Source organism: Kitasatospora sp. NPDC051170 (assembly GCF_044455705.1).
Lineage (GTDB): Bacteria > Actinomycetota > Actinomycetes > Streptomycetales > Streptomycetaceae > Kitasatospora.
Genome location: NZ_JBITFA010000004.1, coordinates 449,880 through 465,922, shown reverse-complemented (window position 1 = coordinate 465,922; position 16,043 = coordinate 449,880). Strand labels below are relative to the sequence as shown.

Genomic DNA, 16,043 nt, shown 5'->3' with positions numbered 1-16,043 from the left:
GTCCCTTCCTTACTTGTTGGCCAGCTCGGCGGCGCGGTCAGCGGCGCCGTCCATGGTGTCCACGCGCTGGACCAGCGGGTGGTTGGCGTCGTCGAGGATCTTGCGACCCAGCTCCGCGTTGTTGCCGTCCAGGCGGACGACGAGCGGCTTGGTGACGTTCTCGCCCTTGCTCGCGAGGAGCTCCAGGGCCTGCACGATGCCGTTGGCGACCGCGTCGCACGCGGTGATGCCGCCGAAGACGTTGACGAAGACCGACTTGACGTCGGGGTCGCCCAGGATGATCTCCAGGCCGTTCGCCATGACCTCGGCCGAGGCGCCGCCGCCGATGTCGAGGAAGTTGGCGGGCTTGACGCCGCCGTGGTTCTCGCCGGCGTAGGCGACCACGTCGAGGGTGCTCATGACGAGGCCCGCGCCGTTGCCGATGATGCCGACCTGGCCCTCGAGCTTGACGTAGTTCAGGCCCTTGGCCTTGGCGGCCGCCTCGAGCGGGTTGGCCGCGGCCTTGTCCTCGAGCGCCTCGTGCTCCGGCTGACGGAACTCGGCGTTCTCGTCCAGGGAGACCTTGCCGTCGAGCGCGATGATCTTGCCGTCACCGGACTTGATCAGCGGGTTGACCTCGACGAGGAGGGCGTCCTCCTTGATGAAGACGGTCCACAGCTTCTGCAGGACCTCGGCCACCTGGTCGGCGATCTCGGCCGGGAACTTCGCCGCGGCGACGATCTCGGCGGCCTTCTCCGGGGTGCAGCCCTCGTTGGCGTCGACCGGGATCTTGGCGAGCGCGTCGGGGTTCTGCTCGGCGACGACCTCGATCTCCACGCCGCCCTCGACGCTGGCCATGGCCAGGAAGGTGCGGTTGGTGCGGTCCAGCAGGAACGAGACGTAGTACTCGTCCTTGATGTCGGCGGTCTGGGCGAGCATCACCTTGTGAACGGTGTGGCCCTTGATGTCCATGCCGAGGATCTCGCCGGCCTTGGCGACGGCGTCGGCCGGGTCGGCGGCGAGCTTCACGCCACCGGCCTTGCCTCGGCCACCCACCTTCACCTGAGCCTTGACGACGGCGCGGCCGCCGAAGCGCTCCGCGATGGCGGCAGCGTCTGCGGCGGTCTCGATGACATCGCCGTCAAGCACGGGCACACCGTGCTTGGCGAAGAGGTCCCTCGCCTGGTACTCGAACAGGTCCACGTGTTTGTCCTTGTTCGTGGTCGCGGATTGTGTCTCTACGAGCGTGCCACGGCAGGATCTTCGCTGCGGGTCGTCGGGGCTGGTGCGGGTACGCAGAGGTACGGCCTTGCGGCCCACACAGCCACGGGCGCACACGTCAATCAACACGCGCGTCACGTCCGTCTGGCAGGTTATCCCCGTGGGACGGGCCTGTTCCGCCCGGGGCCTGCCCGGCTTGGGTGAGAACCGTCACAGCCGGGCTGGGACACCTTGTCCACCGATCGGATGAATTCACACCTCCGGGTGAACGATCACCGCCCGTCGGGCGCCCCCTCCCCTTGCGGCTGCGGGATGGGCCGCTTCTCGATCGCGGCGGCCATGATCTCCGGGAACGCGTCCGGGGTGCAGGCGAAGGCGGGGGCGCCGAGCGAGGCCAGGGCGGCGGCGTGGGCGTGGTCGTACGCGGGCGCCCCTTCGTCGGAGAGCGCGAGCAGGGCGATGAACTGGACGCCGGCCGCCTTCATCGCGGCGACGCGCTTGAGCATGCCGTCGCGGATGCCGCCCTCGTACAGGTCGCTGATCAGGACGACGATCGTCTCGGAGGGCCGGGTGATCCTGGACTGGCAGTAGGCGAGCGCCCGGTTGATGTCGGTGCCGCCGCCGAGCTGGGTGGCGAAGAGGACGTCGACCGGGTCGGTCAGCTGCTCGGTCAGGTCGACCACCGAGGTGTCGAAGACGACCAGCCGGGTGTCCAGGGTGCGCATCGAGGCGAGCACCGCGCCGAAGACGGCGGAGTGGACGACGGAGGGCGCCATCGAGCCGGACTGGTCGATGCAGAGGATGACGTCCTTCCTCACCGCGCGCTGGGCGCGGGCGTAGCCGACCAGCCGCTCGGGCACGACGGTGCCGTGCTCGGGCAGGTAGTTCTTGAGGTTGGCCCGGATGGTGCGGTCCCAGTCGATGTCGCGGTGCCTGGGGCGGTTCACCTTGGCGCTGCGGTCGAGGGCGCCGCCGAGGGTGGCCCGCGTACGGTCGGCGAGGCGGCGCTCCAGGGCGGCGACCACCTTGCCGACGACGGCCCGGGCCGTCTCCCGGGTGGTCTCGGGCAGCGCGTGCTTGAGGGAGAGCAGGGTGCCGACCAGGTGGACGTCCGGCTCGACGGCCTCCAGCATCTCCGGCTCCAGCAGCAGCCGGTCCAGGCCCAGGCGGGAGATCGCGTCCTGCTGCATCAGCTGCACGACGGTGGACGGGAAGTACTCGCGGATGTCGCCCAGCCAGCGGGCGACCTGCGGGGCCGAACCGCCGAGACCGGCGCTGCGCCGGGCACCCTTGGCGGGGCGGGCCCCTTCCTCGGGGGCCGAGCGGTAGAGGGCGGCGAGGGCGCCGTCCATCGCGGCGTCGCGGCCGCGCAGAGTGCAGCCAGTGCCGTCCGCCTCGCCGCCGAGGACGAGGCGCCAGCGGCGGAGGCGTTCGTCGGTGGTGGTCGCCATCGGGGTCTCCTCGGATCTCTTCGGGTCTCTTCGGGTCTCGTCGCGTCTCGTCGGGTCTCAGGTGTCGCGGCCGGCGGGCTGGCGGGGAATGACGGGGCGGATGCCGAGCAGCAGGGCCACCACCGGGACGGCGGCGTCGGCGCGGGCCCGGTCGAGCTCGCCGGAGGCGGCGGGCGCCTCCGGGGCCTCGCCGAGCGGGCCGGCGGCGACCCGGGAGCCGATGGTGGTGCGCACCCCGGTCTCCAGGGCGGAGAAGGTGCGGCGCAGCAGGGGCAGGACGTCGGTGAAGACCTCGCCGCCGACGCCCGTCAGCCACTCGTCGAGCAGGGCGAGCAGCCGGGGGTCGTGCAGCAGCAGGGCGCCGCCGCCGGTGAGGAAGCCCTCGATCCAACCGGCCGCGTCCACCGGGGAGTTGGCGGCGGACAGGACGAGCCGCAGGCGGCGGGACGCCTCCTCGGAGTCGAGCCGGCCGTCGTCCAGCAGCAACCGGACGGCGCGGCCGCGCAGCAGGCCGGGGGCGCCGGTGGCCGGGCCCGCGGTGGGCTCGCGGCGGGCGAGGGCGCGCAGGGTGGCGGCCCAGCGGTCCGCGAGGGCGTCGCCGTTCTCCTCGGCGTGCTCGGGATCGGCGCGCTCGGAATCGGCCCGCTCGGAATCGGTCGGCTCAGGATCGGCGCGCTCGGAATCGGTCGGCTCCGCGCCCGAGCCCAGCAGCCCGATCGCGCCGTGCACCTCGTCCAGCCGGGCGCGCATCGCGGCGGCGCTCTCGGCGTCCAGCCCGACGCAGGCGCTCGGCAGGCCGACGCAGATCCGGTCGGCCAGGCCCGTGGCGGCCTCGGCGAGGGCGCCGTGGTCGGTACCGCGCACGTCGCCGTAGCGCAGCGCCCGGACGAGGGCGGGCAGGGCGCTCGCCAGGTGGGCGACGTCGGTGTCCAGTGCGGCGCAGTCGGCGAGCACCCGCATCACGGCGGGCAGGGCGGCGGACAGGTGGGCGAGCAGGCAGGTCTCCACCAAGCCCGTCAGCTCGGCGAGTTCGCCGGCCGCGCGGGCGGTGCCGACCGCCTTGTTGACGGCCGCCTCCTCGACCGTGGTGCCCCACTGGGCGGCCTCGGCGATCCGTACGGCGAACTCGGGCTGCCAGCACAGCAGCCAGCTCTCCCGGAACGTGCCGGTGGAGTTGACGGTGGAGCGGGCGGGCACGCCCCAGTCGACGCCGAGCAGCCGCAGCCGGTGCAGCAGCCGGGAGCGGGCCGCGTCGGTGTCCTTGCGCAGGTCGAGGTCGAGGTCCCTCAGCGCGGCCTCGGGCTTGAGGCGCAGGGTGCGCTGCAGGCGCGTGAGGTCGCGCTGGAGCGGCACCGCCGGTGCGGCGTCCGGGACTTCGCCGAGCGCGTCGCCGATGACCAGGCCGTCGCGGACGAGTTCCAGGGCGACGTCGGAGCCGTCGCAGAGCACCGCGCGCACGGCGTCCAGCGTCTCGGTGAGGCCCGCGAGGGGGCGGCCGCGCACCACCGCGAGGGTCTCGGCGAGGCGGACGGCCTCGATGACGTGGGCGGAGGAGACGGGGTGGTCCTGGCCGCGCAGCAGCTCGGCGGCCCGGGTGAGCCAGCGCGGCACCGGGTCGCCCTCGGTGGCGAACAGGTGGTGGTACCAGCCGGGCGAGGGCACGCCGGCGCCGTAGCCGGAGGACTGGGCGAGGCGGCGGTGCGTCCACGGGACCCAGGTGATGTCCGTCTTCACCTTCTTCGGCAGCTCGGCGAGCAGCGCCCGGTCGTGGGCGACGGTCGGCATGCTCTCCAGCGCGGGGACGTGGAAGGCCCCGCAGACGACGGCGATCCGCCGGTGCCCGGCGCGGCGGGCGGCGCGGATCTGCTGGCGCATGTGGGCCTCGCGCCGCAGGTCCCGGCGGGACTCGCCGAGGCCCTCGGCGCGCAGGGCGCCCATGGCCTCGGCGACGGCGGCGAACGGGGCGAGCGGGTCGGCGGTGGGGGTGCCGACAAGAGGGGCGCGGTGCTCGACCACGTCCTCCCACCAGCGCTCCGCGTCGTCGTGCCCGGCGGCCTCGGCGAGCAGGGCGAGCGGGTCGGCGGCGGGCTCCTCCGCCTCCCCGGGTTCGTACGCGGCGTCCGCGAAGCCGTACGCGGCGGGCAGGTCGATGAAGCGCACCGGCAGGTCGTGCTCGACGCCGTACCGGATGGCCACCCACTCCGGGGAGAACTCGGCGTACGGCCAGAAGGCGGCCTTCGCCGGGTCGTCCACCGCGTGGGCGAGCAGGGCGACGGGCGGCACGAGGTCCTTCTCGGCGGCGAGGTGGACGATCGCGTCCGCCTCCGGCGGGCCCTCGATCAGCACCGCGTCCGGCCGCCAGTGCGCCAGCGCGGCGGCCACCGCCCGGGCCGAGCCGGGCCCGTGGTGGCGGATGCCCAGCAGGGCCGTCTCCGAAGCCGTCATACCGTCACCTCGCGGGCGGCGCGGTAGAAGTCCTTCCAGCCGTCGCGCTCGCGCACCACCCCTTCGACGTACTCGCGCCAGACGGCCCGGTCGGCCACCGGGTCACGGACGACGGCGCCGAGGATGCCGGCCGTCACGTCGCCGGCGCGGAGCACGCCGTCGCCGAAGTGGGTGGCCAGGGCGAGGCCGTTGGTGACCACGGAGATCGCCTCGGCGGTGGAGAGGGTGCCGCTGGGGGTCTTGACCTTCGTCCGGCCGTCCACGGTGAGGCCCGCGCGCAGCTCGCGGAAGACGGTGACCACGCGCCTGATCTCCTCGGCGCCGCCGGGCAGTTCGGGCAGGTCGAGGGAGCGGCCGAGCTGGTTGACCCGGCGGGTGACGATGTCGACCTCCTCGTCCAGGGAGGACGGCAGCGGCAGCACCACGGTGTTGAAGCGGCGGCGCAGCGCGCTGGAGAGCTCGTTGACGCCGCGGTCGCGGTCGTTGGCCGTGGCGATCACGTTGAAGCCGCGCACGGCCTGGGTCTCGCCGCCCAACTCCGGTATGGGGAGCGTCTTCTCCGACAGGATCGTAATCAGACTGTCCTGTACGTCGGCGGGGATGCGGGTCAGCTCCTCGACGCGGGCGATCTTGCCGTCCGCCATCGCCCGCATCAGCGGCGAGGGCACCAGGGCGTCCCGGCTGGGGCCGTGGGTGAGCAGCTGGGCGTAGTTCCAGCCGTAGCGGACGGCCTCCTCCGGGGTGCCGGCCGTGCCCTGCACCAGCAGGGTGGAGTCGCCGCTGATCGCCGCGGCCAGGTGCTCCGACACCCAGGTCTTCGCGGTGCCGGGCACGCCGAGCAGCAGCAGCGCGCGGTCGGTGGCCAGGGTGGTGACGGCGACCTCCACGACGCGGCGCGGGCCGATGTACTTGGGGCTGATCGAGGTGCCGTCCGGCAGCTCGCCGCCGAGCAGGTAGGTGGCCACGGCCCAGGGCGAGAGCTTCCAGCGCTCGGGGCGGGGGCGGTCGTCCTGGGCCGCCAGCGCGGCCAGTTCACCGGCGAACGCGTCCTCGGCGTGCTGCCGCAGAACGTCGGCCATCTCGGGCTCCTTCGGGTCGGCCGGCGGGCATGGGGATGCCCGGATGATGAGGTCGTCGGGGCTAGGCCGTGTCTTGCGGATCACGCCGGGCGGTCGCCGCCGGGGCACGCACCTCGACGGCTTCTCGTCAGTCGCCAATGCTCCGCAGTGGCTCCCTCCTCGGCACCGCCGATGCACGCACCCATGGGGGCACCTCCCGGCCGAAGGCTGGGGGAGCCGCCCGCTGACCCGACGTGATCCGCAAGACACGGCCAAGTGGGAACCAGCCTGCACCCCGGCACTGACAACGGCCGCGACCACCGGACGGAAGGTCAGCCAGTGTCAGTGGCAGCACCTACGGTCGGTCGCATGGAGGAACGCTGGAGCACCGAACACGTCCTGTCCCTGGCCCCTGACGCCTCGTCGCAGAAGGCGGCGGGCAAGCTCTCCTCGCCCGCGTCGTGGTCCGGCACGGGCACCGACGGCACCGCGCTCTGGGGCGCGTGCAAGGGCAGCGGCAGCACGCCCTACCGGACCGTGATCGAGCTGGCCACGCCCGCGTACCAGTGCAGCTGCCCCAGCCGGAAGTTCCCGTGCAAGCACGCGCTCGGGCTCCTCCTGCTGTGGAGCGGCACCCCGGAGGCCGTCCCCACCGCCGAACCCGCCGACTGGGCCGACGACTGGCTGAAGGCCCGCGCCGAACGCGCCGAGAAGAGCGCCGAGAAGAGCGCGGAGAAGCGCGCCACCGCCGAGCCCGTCGACCCCGAGGCCGCCCGCCGCCGGGCCGCCAGGCGCGGCGCCCGGGTCGCGGCCGGGGCGGCCGAGCTGCGGCTGCGCCTCGCCGACCGGGTCCGCCACGGCCTGGCCGACCAGAGCACCGCCGGGCCCTGGGAGGAGGTCGCCGCCCGCATGGTCGACGCGCAGGCCCCCGGCCTGGCCACCCGCGTCCGGGAGCTGGACGCGCTGCCGCAGGAGCGGCTGCTGGAGGAGTACGCCCTGCTGCACCTGCTCGCCACCGCCGCCACCCGGACGGACGAGCTGCCGCCCGCGCTGGCCGCCACCGTGCGCAGCCGCGTCGGCTACACCCTGGACGCCGCCGAGGTCCTCTCCGGCCCGACCGTACGGGACCGCTGGCTCGTCCTCGGCTCGCGCGACAGCTCCGACGAGCGGCTCACCACCCGCCGCGTCTGGCTGCGCGGCGCCAAGACCGGCCGCCCCGCCCTGCTGCTGGCCTTCGGACGCCCCGGCCAGGCCCCCGACCTCGCCCTGCCCACCGGCCACCTGCTGGAGGCCGAACTCGCCTACCACCCCGGCGCCCACCCGCTGCGCGCCGCCCTCGGCACCCGCTACGGCGCGCCCGAGCCCGGCCCTGCCGCCGCGCCCGACGGCCTGACCGTCGCCGAGGCCGTGGCCGGGTACGGCACGGCCGTCGCGGACGACCCGTGGCTGGAGAGCCGCCCGACCGTCCTCGCCGAGGTCGTCCCCGTCCGCACCCCGGACGGCTGGTACCTGACGGACGGCCACCACACCGTGCCCGTCCGCGCCGGGGCCGTGCCGGAGGCGGCGCTGTGGCGGCTGGCCGCCGTCTCCATCGGCCGCCCGCTGACCGTCTTCGGCGAGTACGGCCACCAGGGCTTCGCCCCGGTCACGGCCTGGGCCGCCGACCAGCGGCCGGTCGGCCTGACGAACCTCTAGGAGCACCAGAGATGACCACCACCCAGGACCCGTGGGAGACCCTGCACACCACCGCGCTGCTCGGCACCGACCGCCGCCCGCTCCCGGCCACGGGTCTGCCGCTCGCCGACTCCGTGGACGGCTCCGACCCGGCCACCGCACTGTTGGAGCTGGCCGCGCTCGCCGCCGTCCGCCGCCGGGCGGGTGCGCTGCCCGTCCCCGCGGCCGAGCCGCCCGGCCCGGCCGCGCCCGAGGACGGCCGCCCCGAACTGCCCGCCGCGGCCGCCCGCCGGCTGGCCGTGCTGCTCACCGGCCGGGCCGGCGGCGGCACGCTGGCCAACCTGGCCGAGCTGCTGCCGCAGTGGCTCGACGCCGCCCGCGCCCGGGGCCTGCGCCCGCCCGCCGCGCTGATACCCGGGCTGCTCGACGCCGCCCGGGCCCGCAGCGAACTGCGCCCCGACGCCGTCGCGCTGGCCGGCCCGCTGGGGCGCTGGCTGGCGGAGCAGAACCCGGACTGGCGGTTCGTGCTGCGCACCCCCGCCGCACCGGACGGGCTCGCCGCACCGGCCACACCGGCCGCACCCGCCGCACCCCAGGAGCCCGCCGAGGACCACCAGCCCTGGCACGAGGGCCTGTTCGCCGAGCGGGTCGCCCACCTCACCGTGCTGCGCCGCCGCGATCCGGCCGCCGGTCTGGAGCTGCTGCGCGGCACCTGGGCCACCGAGCGCGCCGAGGACCGGCTGCTGTTCCTGGACGCCCTGCAGGACGGCCTCTCCATCGCCGACGAGCCGTTCCTGGAGGCCGCCCTCGGCGACCGCAGCAAGAACGTCCGCGCCACCGCCGCCGAGCTGCTCTCCACCCTGCCCGGCTCCGCTCTGGCCACCCGGATGGCCGAGCGCGCCCGCACCTCCGTACGCCTCGCCGAGGCCGGCACCCATCTGCTGGTCGCCCCGCCCGCCGAGTGCGACGCGGCCATGCAGCGCGACGGCGTCGCCCCCAAGTCCCCCACCGGGCGCGGCGAGCGGGCCTGGTGGTTCGGCGAGGTGGTGGCGGCGGCCCCGCTCGCGACCTGGCCGGAGAGCACCGGGCTGACGCCCGAGCGGCTGATCGCCCTGCGGGTGGGCGACAGCATCGACGAGACCAGCAGCAGCTGGGCCGACGACCTGCGGGAGGCATGGGCGCGCGCCGCCGTCCGCCAGCAGGACGCCGAGTGGGCCCGGGCCCTGCTCGGCCCCGCCCCCACCCCGCCCGCCCGGGGCTCCGGACGGGCCCGCGCGCCGCGCGCCACGGGCGCCCCGGCCAAGCTGCTGGCCGTCCTGCCGGCCGAGGAGCGGGCCGCCTGGACGGCGGCGTTCATCGAGGTGCACGGCCTGGGCGAGGCGTTCCAGCTGCTGGGCGCCTGCACCGCGCCGTGGACGCCGCCGCTGTCCACCGCCGTGGTGACGGCCCTGGCCCGGGCCGCCGCCTCCGGCGCGTACCCGTGGAGCCACAGCGGGGTGCTCAGCATGACGGAACGCGCGCTCGCGCCCGAAACGGCCGCCTCCGTCGAGGAGTTGGCGGCGGGCGCCACGCCCGACTCGGCCTGGTCGGAGACCTTCGCGAGGCTGGCCGGCACCCTGCGCTTCCGGGCGGCGATGCTGGCCGAACTGGGCGCCTGACGCACGGATGCGGGCCGGCCCTCCTCCTCGGAGGGCCGGCCCGCATCCGTATGACGATCAGCCCGCGCGCAGGTTGGCCTCGACCCAGGCGACCACGTCCCGGGTGGGCGTGCCCGGGGTGAAGATGTCCGCGACGCCCATCGCCTTCAGCTCGGCGACGTCCTCGTCCGGGATGATCCCGCCGCAGAACACCTTGATGTCCGCCGCGTCGCGCTCCTTGAGCAGCTCCAGCACCCGGGCGCAGAGCGTCATGTGCGCGCCGGAGAGGATCGACAGCCCGATGCCGTCCGCGTCCTCCTGGATCGCGGTGTCGACGACCTGCTCGGGCGTCTGGTGCAGGCCGGTGTAGATGACCTCCATACCGGCGTCGCGCAGGGCGCGGGCGATGACCTTGGCGCCACGGTCGTGGCCGTCGAGCCCCGGCTTGGCGACCACCACACGGATCGGCCCCGACACACTCATCACTGCCTCCTGGACCTCGTCGTCCACCATCCGACCGGACCTCGTGGGCCAGCGGCGCGGTTAACGGCTGATAACCAACCTGAGGGGAGGTTAGCGCCACCGGGCCCGGTTGGCTCGACCGCCTGCCAAGAGGAGGGCAAAGTCACAGGCCGGAGCCCTTGCTACCGGCGAGTAGGGATGCCCGGGCACACCGGGACGACCCCCTTGCGACCTCTTGACAAGCGGGAATTTTTCCGGGGTGTCGACCTTGCGGCTACAGTCACGCCTGTTTTCCCCTCGCCCGACGACGCGCCCGAGGCCCACCGAGGAGGCAGCCCCCGATGGCTCCCGAAGCAGCCCGCCCGACCCGTGCGGAGCTGCGTGTCGCGGCCCGCGAGCAGTCCCGCGCCCAGCGCCGCGGCGCCGCCAAGGCCGCCACCCGGGTCGCGCTGTTCCGCGTCGCCGTCCCCTCGGTCGCCGCCCTGGGTGTGGCCGGCGCCGCGGCGATCACGGTGGTGCAGCAGGACGGAGGGGTCCCGGCGCAGGCCTCGGCCGCCGACGCCCCGGACCGGACCGCCGCCCGGCAGGCCGCCCAGGCCGCCGCGACCGACACCACCGCGCAGGCTTCGCGCGGCGACGCCCGCAAGCCGCTGGCCGGCGCCCAGCCCGCCTCCGACACCACCGCGCAGCCCGCCCCCGCCCAGCCGGCCGCGCCGAAGGTGGTCATGCCGGTGGCCCGGCACGGCCTCGGCGAGCTGTTCGGCGCCTCCGGCGAGCACTGGATGCGCAAGCACACCGGCATCGACTTCCCGGTGGACGGCGGCTCCGAGGTCTACGCCGTCACCGACGGCACGATCCGCACCCAGTGGAACCCGTTCTACGGCTACATGTCGATACTCAAGATGTCCGACGGCACCGAAGCCTGGATGTGCCACCTGCGGGCGTACAAGGTCCGCAAGGGGCCGGTGAAGCAGGGCGACGTGATCGCCTTCGTCGGCAGCAGCGGCAACAGCACCGGGCCGCACCTGCACTTCGAGATCCGCCCGGCGGACGGCAGCGGGCCGGTCGACCCGCTGCCGTGGTTCCTCCAGAACGGTCTGGACCCGCGCTAGGCCCGCGACATCACAGCTTCTCGACCGGCGCGTAGCGCAGGACGAGCCGCTTGCGCCCGCCCGAGCCGAAGTCCACCTCGACCTGGGCGTTGTCGCCGACGCCCGTCACGCTCACCACCGTGCCCAGCCCGAACGTGTCGTGGGTGACCCGGTCGCCGACGGCGAGCGCCGGCACCTCGCGCTCCACGACCTTCCCGCCGCGCCGCACCGACTGCCCCCAGCCCGCCTTCGGCGAGGCCGCCGCGGCCGAGGAGGAGCGCGAACCCCCGCCCCCGGACGAGGACTTGCCCCAGGACGAGCCCGAGGAGAAGCCCCGCTGGACGGGCGCCTGCGCCGCCCCCGTCCGCTTCCACTCGACCAGCGCGTCCGGGATCTCCTCCAGGAACCGCGAGGCCGGGTTGTACGCCGGCTGCCCCCAGGCGCTGCGCAGCACCGAGCGCGTCAGGTACAGCCGCTCCCGCGCCCGGGTGAGGCCGACGTACGCGAGCCGGCGCTCCTCCTCCAGCTCCTTGACCTGGTTGAGCGCCCGCATGTGCGGGAAGATCCCGTCCTCCATGCCGGTCAGGAAGACGACGGGGAACTCCAGGCCCTTGGCGGTGTGCAGGGTCATCATCGTGATGACGCCCCGCCCCTCCTCGTCCTCGTCCGGGCTTCCTCCTTCTGTCCCGTACTGCTTCGCATCCGGGATCTGGTCCGAGTCGGCGACCAGGGCGACCCGCTCCAGGAAGTCGGCCAGCGAGCCGACCGGCGGCGCGCCGTCCTCGCCCGCGTCCGGCCGCTCCCCCGGGTCCTGCTCGTACTCGAGGGCGACGGAGGCCAGCTCCTGGAGGTTCTCCACCCGCGTCTCGTCCTGCGGGTCGGTGGAGGACTGCAGTTCGGCCAGGTACCCGGTCTCCTCCAGGACGGCCTCCAGCACGGCGGCCGGGCCCGCGCCCGACTCGACGACCTGGCGCAGCCCGGCCATCAGCACGTTGAACTTCTTCACCGCGTTGGCCGAGCGCGCGGCCATCCCGTACGCCTCGTCGACGCGCTGCAGCGCCTGGGCGAAGGAGATGCGCTCCCGCGCGGCCAGCGCGTCGACCATCGCCTCGGCGCGCTCCCCGATGCCGCGCTTGGGCACGTTGAGGATGCGGCGCAGCGGCACGGTGTCCTCCGGGTTGGAGAGCACCCGCAGGTACGCCAGGACGTCCCGGACCTCCTTGCGCTCGTAGAAGCGCACCCCGCCGACGACCTTGTACGGCAGGCCGACGCGGATGAACACCTCCTCGAAGACGCGGGACTGCGCGTTGGTCCGGTAGAAGATCGCGACGTCGCCGGGCTTGGCCTCGCCCTTGTCGGTGAGCCGGTCGATCTCGTCGGCGATGAACTGGGCCTCGCCGTGCTCGTCGTCCGCGACGTAGCCGATGACCTTCTCACCGTGCTCGCCGGCCGTCCACAGCTTCTTCGCGCGGCGGTTGGCGTTGCGCTCGATGACGGCGTTGGCGGCGCTGAGGATGGTCTGCGTGGAGCGGTAGTTCTGCTCCAGCAGGATCGTGGTCGCGTCGGGGTAGTCCTCCTCGAACTGGAGGATGTTGCGGATGGTCGCGCCGCGGAAGGCGTAGATCGACTGGTCCGCGTCACCGACGACGCACAGCTCGGCCGGCGGCACCTCGGCCAGGCGGCCGGCGGCGGGGTTCACGAAGTCCCCGTCGACGGTGCGCTTGGGGGCGTCGGCCACCGAGCCGCCGGTCAGCTCGCGCACCAGGGTGTACTGGGCGTGGTTGGTGTCCTGGTACTCGTCGACCAGGATGTGCCGGAACCGGCGCCGGTAGTGCTCGGCGACGTCGGGGAACGCCTGGAGCAGGTTCACCGTCGTCATGATGATGTCGTCGAAGTCCAGCGCGTTGGCCTCGCGCAGGCGCCGCTGGTACAGCGCGTACGCCTCAGCGAGCTTCTTCTCCATCGGGTTGGCGGCCTGGTCGGCGAAGGTCTCCTCGTCGATCAGCTCGTTCTTGAGGTTGCTGACCTTCGCCGTGAAGGACTTCGGCGGGAACTGCTTCGGGTCCAGGTCGAGGTCGCGGCAGACCAGCGACATCAGGCGCTGCGAGTCGGCGGAGTCGTAGATCGAGAAGCTGGAGGTGAAGCCCAGCTGCTTGGACTCGCGGCGCAGGATGCGCACGCAGGCGCTGTGGAAGGTGGACACCCACATCGCCCGGGCGCGCGGGCCGACCAGCGCCTCGACGCGCTCGCGCATCTCCCCGGCGGCCTTGTTGGTGAAGGTGATCGCCAGGATCTCGCCCGGCTGCACCCCGCGCGCGCCCAGCAGGTGGGCGATCCGGTGGGTGAGCACCCGGGTCTTGCCGGAGCCGGCCCCGGCCACGATCAGCAGCGGCGAGCCGGCGTGCAGCACGGCCTCGCGCTGCGGGTCGTTCATGCCCTCCAGCAGCTGCGCCGGATCGACGACCGTCCGCGCGGAGCCGTTGCGGTACCAGGCGTCCCGCTCGGTCTCGGCGGCGTGGTCCGTCTGGAACAGCCCCTCGGGGATCGACTCCTCGTACGCGTCGTACGGCTGGTCGTCCTCGTACGGCGGCGGCTCCTCGCCCAGGGGCGCCGGGGACACGGCGGGCTGCTTCGACCCGGCGGCCGGAACCTCGAAACCGGGGAGCGGAAGGTCGTCAAAGAGGCTATTCATGGCACTGCCGAGTCTATGGCCACCCACCGACAAGCCCGCCCGGTCCCGAGGAACCGGACGGGCTCAGCACTACGGAAGTCGTGGCACTACGGATGTAGTTCCCTGGTCAGACCAGGCGGCGGGCGGTGGCCCAGCGGGTGAGTTCGTGGCGGTTGCTGAGCTGGAGCTTGCGCAGGACCGCGGAGACGTGGCTCTCGACCGTCTTCACCGAGATGAAGAGCTGCTTGGCGATCTCCTTGTAGGCGTAGCCCCGGGCGATCAGGCGCAGGACCTCGCGTTCGCGCTGGGTGAGGCGGTCGAGGTCCTCGTCCACGGGCGGGGTGTCGGTGGCCGCGAAGGCGTCCAGGACGAAGCCGGCCAGCCGCGGGGAGAAGACCGCGTCGCCGTCGCCGATGCGGAAGATCGCGTCGACCAGGTCGGTGCCCGTGATGGTCTTGGTGACGTAGCCGCGCGCGCCGCCGCGGATCACGCCGATGACGTCCTCGGCGGCGTCCGAGACGGACAGCGCCAGGAACTTGACCCCTCCCTGCTCGCCCATCAGCCCGGCCGAGCGGCGCAGCACCTCGACGCCGCCCCCGCCGGGCAGGTGCACGTCGAGCAGCACCACGTCGGGCCTGGTCTCGGCGACGACGCGGACCGCCGAGTCGACGTCGTCGGCCTCGCCGACCACGTCGATGCCGGTCACCTCGGTACGGCCGATCTCGGCCCTGACCCCCGTCCGGAACATCCGGTGGTCGTCCACCAGGACGACCCTCGCCGTGCGCTCCGGAGCTGCCTCAGTCATTCGTTCTCTCCATCTCCAGCTCGACCTCGGTCCCGCCGCCCGCCGCGGGCCGCACCCTGGCGGTGCCGCCGTTGCGCTTCATCCGGCCGATGATCGACTCCCGTACGCCCATCCGGTCCTCGGGCACCGTGTCGGGGTCGAAGCCGGGGCCGTGGTCGCGCACGAACACCGACACCTTCTTCCCCTCCACCTCGGCGTAGACCTGGACCGGTCCCCCGCCACCGTACTTGGCCGCGTTGACGGTCGCCTCCCTCGCGGCCTGCATCTGTGCCGCGATCCGGTCGTCCATCGGGCAGTCGCCCACGACGACCAGCTCGACGGGCACGCCGTGACGGTCCTCGACCTCGGCGACGGCGGCGCGCAGGCTCTCCGCCATGGTGTCCGGCGCGGCCTCGGCGACGGCCTCCGGGCGGTACAGCCACAGCCGCAGCTCGCGCTCCTGCGAGCGGGCCAGGCGCTGCACCTCCTTGGGGTCCTCGGAGCGGCGCTGGATCAGGGTCAGGGTGTGCAGCACCGAGTCGTGGATGTGCGCGGCGATCTCGGCGCGCTCCTGGGCGCGGATACGGGCGGTGCGCTCGGCGTTGAGGTCCTGCCAGAGCCGCAGCCCGTACGGGCCGAGCAGCACCAGCACCCCGGCGAGCACCGCGATGGAGGCCTCGATCACCGAGCCGATGGTCGAGCCGTCGCCCTGCATGGCGAGCAGCGCGATGGTGCCGGCCACGGCGAGCAGCACGCCGGCGCCGACGCGGGTGTAGGCGCTGCGGCGCTTCTCGCCCTCCTCGAGGCCGAACCAGCGCTGCCAGCGCGAGTCGTCGGCCTGACGCCACACCAGGGCGACGCCGACGCCGATCGCCAGCAGCGGCCAGGTGTACGGCTTGGCGGTCTGCCAGCCGAGCAGGTTGAGCAGGGCGATCAGGCCGACGACGGTCAGCACGAGCGCGGCGAGCTGCCCGATGCCGCCCTGCCCGCCCTTGGCCGGGGCCTCGTCCTCGCCCTCCACGGGGGCGGCGGGCGCGACCGGCTCGCCCTGGAGGGCGTGCTGGAGCAGCGAGCGCAGCCGTCCGACCCAACCGCCGCCCCCGGGACGGCCCTTGGTGAGCGCGCCGCTCTGCTGCCAGCTGCCGGCCGGGACGAAGACGCCGTTGACGTACGCCCACTGCGAGGCGCCGCGCCGCGCGGGCTCGCCGATGCCGATCGGCACCACGAACCAGAACGCGGCGTACAGCAGCGCGCCGATCCCCTGCGCCAGGAACAGCAGCACGAACGCGAGGCGCACCCAGCGCACCGGCAGCCCGAGGTGCAGCGCCAGTCCGTGCGCGACGCCGCCGAGCATCCGCCCGCGCGGGCTGCGGTACAGCCGGCGGTAGGGCGGGCGCCCTTCGTCGGGCGCGGCCGGATCGGCGCCGGCCGACGGGGCGTCGGGGGCGAGGGGACGGGGATCGGTACCGGGTGCTGCCACGCCACGATGGTTCCACGCGGGCGCCCGCGGGCGCATCAGGGTGGCGCCCTACCCCTTATCAGGGACAAGTCAGGGTACGGACAGGGGCGC

11 protein-coding genes are annotated in these 16,043 nt (G+C 74.1%); 3 read left to right on the top strand and 8 right to left on the bottom strand.

Translation table 11 applies throughout. The annotated features are described in order from the left end of the window. Window positions 1-9 precede the first annotated feature (9 nt). The 4 genes from sucC to ACIBCA_RS12315 all read right to left on the bottom strand — a co-directional run bounded on the left by sucC (window position 10) and on the right by ACIBCA_RS12315 (window position 6,175). A complete protein-coding gene (gene sucC / locus ACIBCA_RS12330) occupies window positions 10-1,182 on the bottom strand; it encodes an ADP-forming succinate--CoA ligase subunit beta (RefSeq protein ID WP_396282783.1) in 1,173 nt (390 codons plus the stop codon). A gap of 290 nt (window positions 1,183-1,472) precedes the next feature. Beyond that, window positions 1,473-2,651, bottom strand: coding sequence for a VWA domain-containing protein (locus ACIBCA_RS12325; protein ID WP_396282782.1), 1,179 nt, complete (start codon window positions 2,649-2,651; stop codon window positions 1,473-1,475). A gap of 57 nt (window positions 2,652-2,708) precedes the next feature. Beyond that, window positions 2,709-5,096: a DUF5682 family protein gene (locus ACIBCA_RS12320; protein WP_396282781.1), complete on the bottom strand. Its 2,388-nt coding sequence runs from the start codon at window positions 5,094-5,096 to the stop codon at window positions 2,709-2,711. Then, complete coding sequence (locus ACIBCA_RS12315; RefSeq protein ID WP_396282780.1) at window positions 5,093-6,175, bottom strand: AAA family ATPase; 1,083 nt, start codon at window positions 6,173-6,175, stop codon at window positions 5,093-5,095. Before ACIBCA_RS12315 ends, ACIBCA_RS12320 begins: the two co-directional genes overlap by 4 nt. Window positions 6,176-6,523: 348 nt before the next feature. Between ACIBCA_RS12315 and ACIBCA_RS12310 the strand changes: the two genes are divergently transcribed. Together ACIBCA_RS12310 and ACIBCA_RS12305 are read left to right on the top strand one after the other, a co-directional pair. Next, on the top strand, window positions 6,524-7,849 hold the full coding sequence (locus tag ACIBCA_RS12310) for an SWIM zinc finger family protein (RefSeq protein WP_396282779.1): 1,326 nt from the start codon (window positions 6,524-6,526) through the stop codon (window positions 7,847-7,849). 11 nt (window positions 7,850-7,860) lie between these two features. Further along, window positions 7,861-9,486 (top strand): DUF5691 domain-containing protein, encoded by a 1,626-nt coding sequence (locus tag ACIBCA_RS12305; protein WP_396282778.1) that lies wholly within the window; start codon window positions 7,861-7,863, stop codon window positions 9,484-9,486. A 57-nt stretch (window positions 9,487-9,543) separates the two neighbouring features. Here ACIBCA_RS12305 and ACIBCA_RS12300 read toward each other — a convergent pair whose 3' ends face one another. Beyond that, window positions 9,544-9,948, bottom strand: a complete 405-nt coding sequence (locus ACIBCA_RS12300) for a cobalamin B12-binding domain-containing protein (RefSeq protein WP_396282943.1) — start codon at window positions 9,946-9,948, stop codon at window positions 9,544-9,546. A gap of 320 nt (window positions 9,949-10,268) precedes the next feature. On the opposite strand from ACIBCA_RS12300, the gene ACIBCA_RS12295 reads away from it, so the two are divergent. Then, window positions 10,269-11,039, top strand: a complete 771-nt coding sequence (locus tag ACIBCA_RS12295; protein ID WP_396282777.1) for a M23 family metallopeptidase — start codon at window positions 10,269-10,271, stop codon at window positions 11,037-11,039. Window positions 11,040-11,049: 10 nt separating this feature from the next. On the opposite strand, the gene pcrA is transcribed toward ACIBCA_RS12295, so the two are convergent. The 3 genes from pcrA to ACIBCA_RS12280 all read right to left on the bottom strand — a co-directional run bounded on the left by pcrA (window position 11,050) and on the right by ACIBCA_RS12280 (window position 15,851). Further along, a complete protein-coding gene (gene pcrA, locus ACIBCA_RS12290) occupies window positions 11,050-13,710 on the bottom strand; it encodes a DNA helicase PcrA (RefSeq protein WP_396282776.1) in 2,661 nt (886 codons plus the stop codon). Window positions 13,711-13,816: 106 nt separating this feature from the next. Continuing rightward, window positions 13,817-14,494, bottom strand: coding sequence for a response regulator transcription factor (locus ACIBCA_RS12285; RefSeq protein ID WP_031062893.1), 678 nt, complete (start codon window positions 14,492-14,494; stop codon window positions 13,817-13,819). Beyond that, window positions 14,487-15,851, bottom strand: a complete 1,365-nt coding sequence (locus ACIBCA_RS12280; RefSeq protein ID WP_396282942.1) for a PspC domain-containing protein — start codon at window positions 15,849-15,851, stop codon at window positions 14,487-14,489. The genes ACIBCA_RS12285 and ACIBCA_RS12280 overlap by 8 nt, the downstream gene beginning before the upstream one ends. Window positions 15,852-16,043 lie beyond the last annotated feature (192 nt).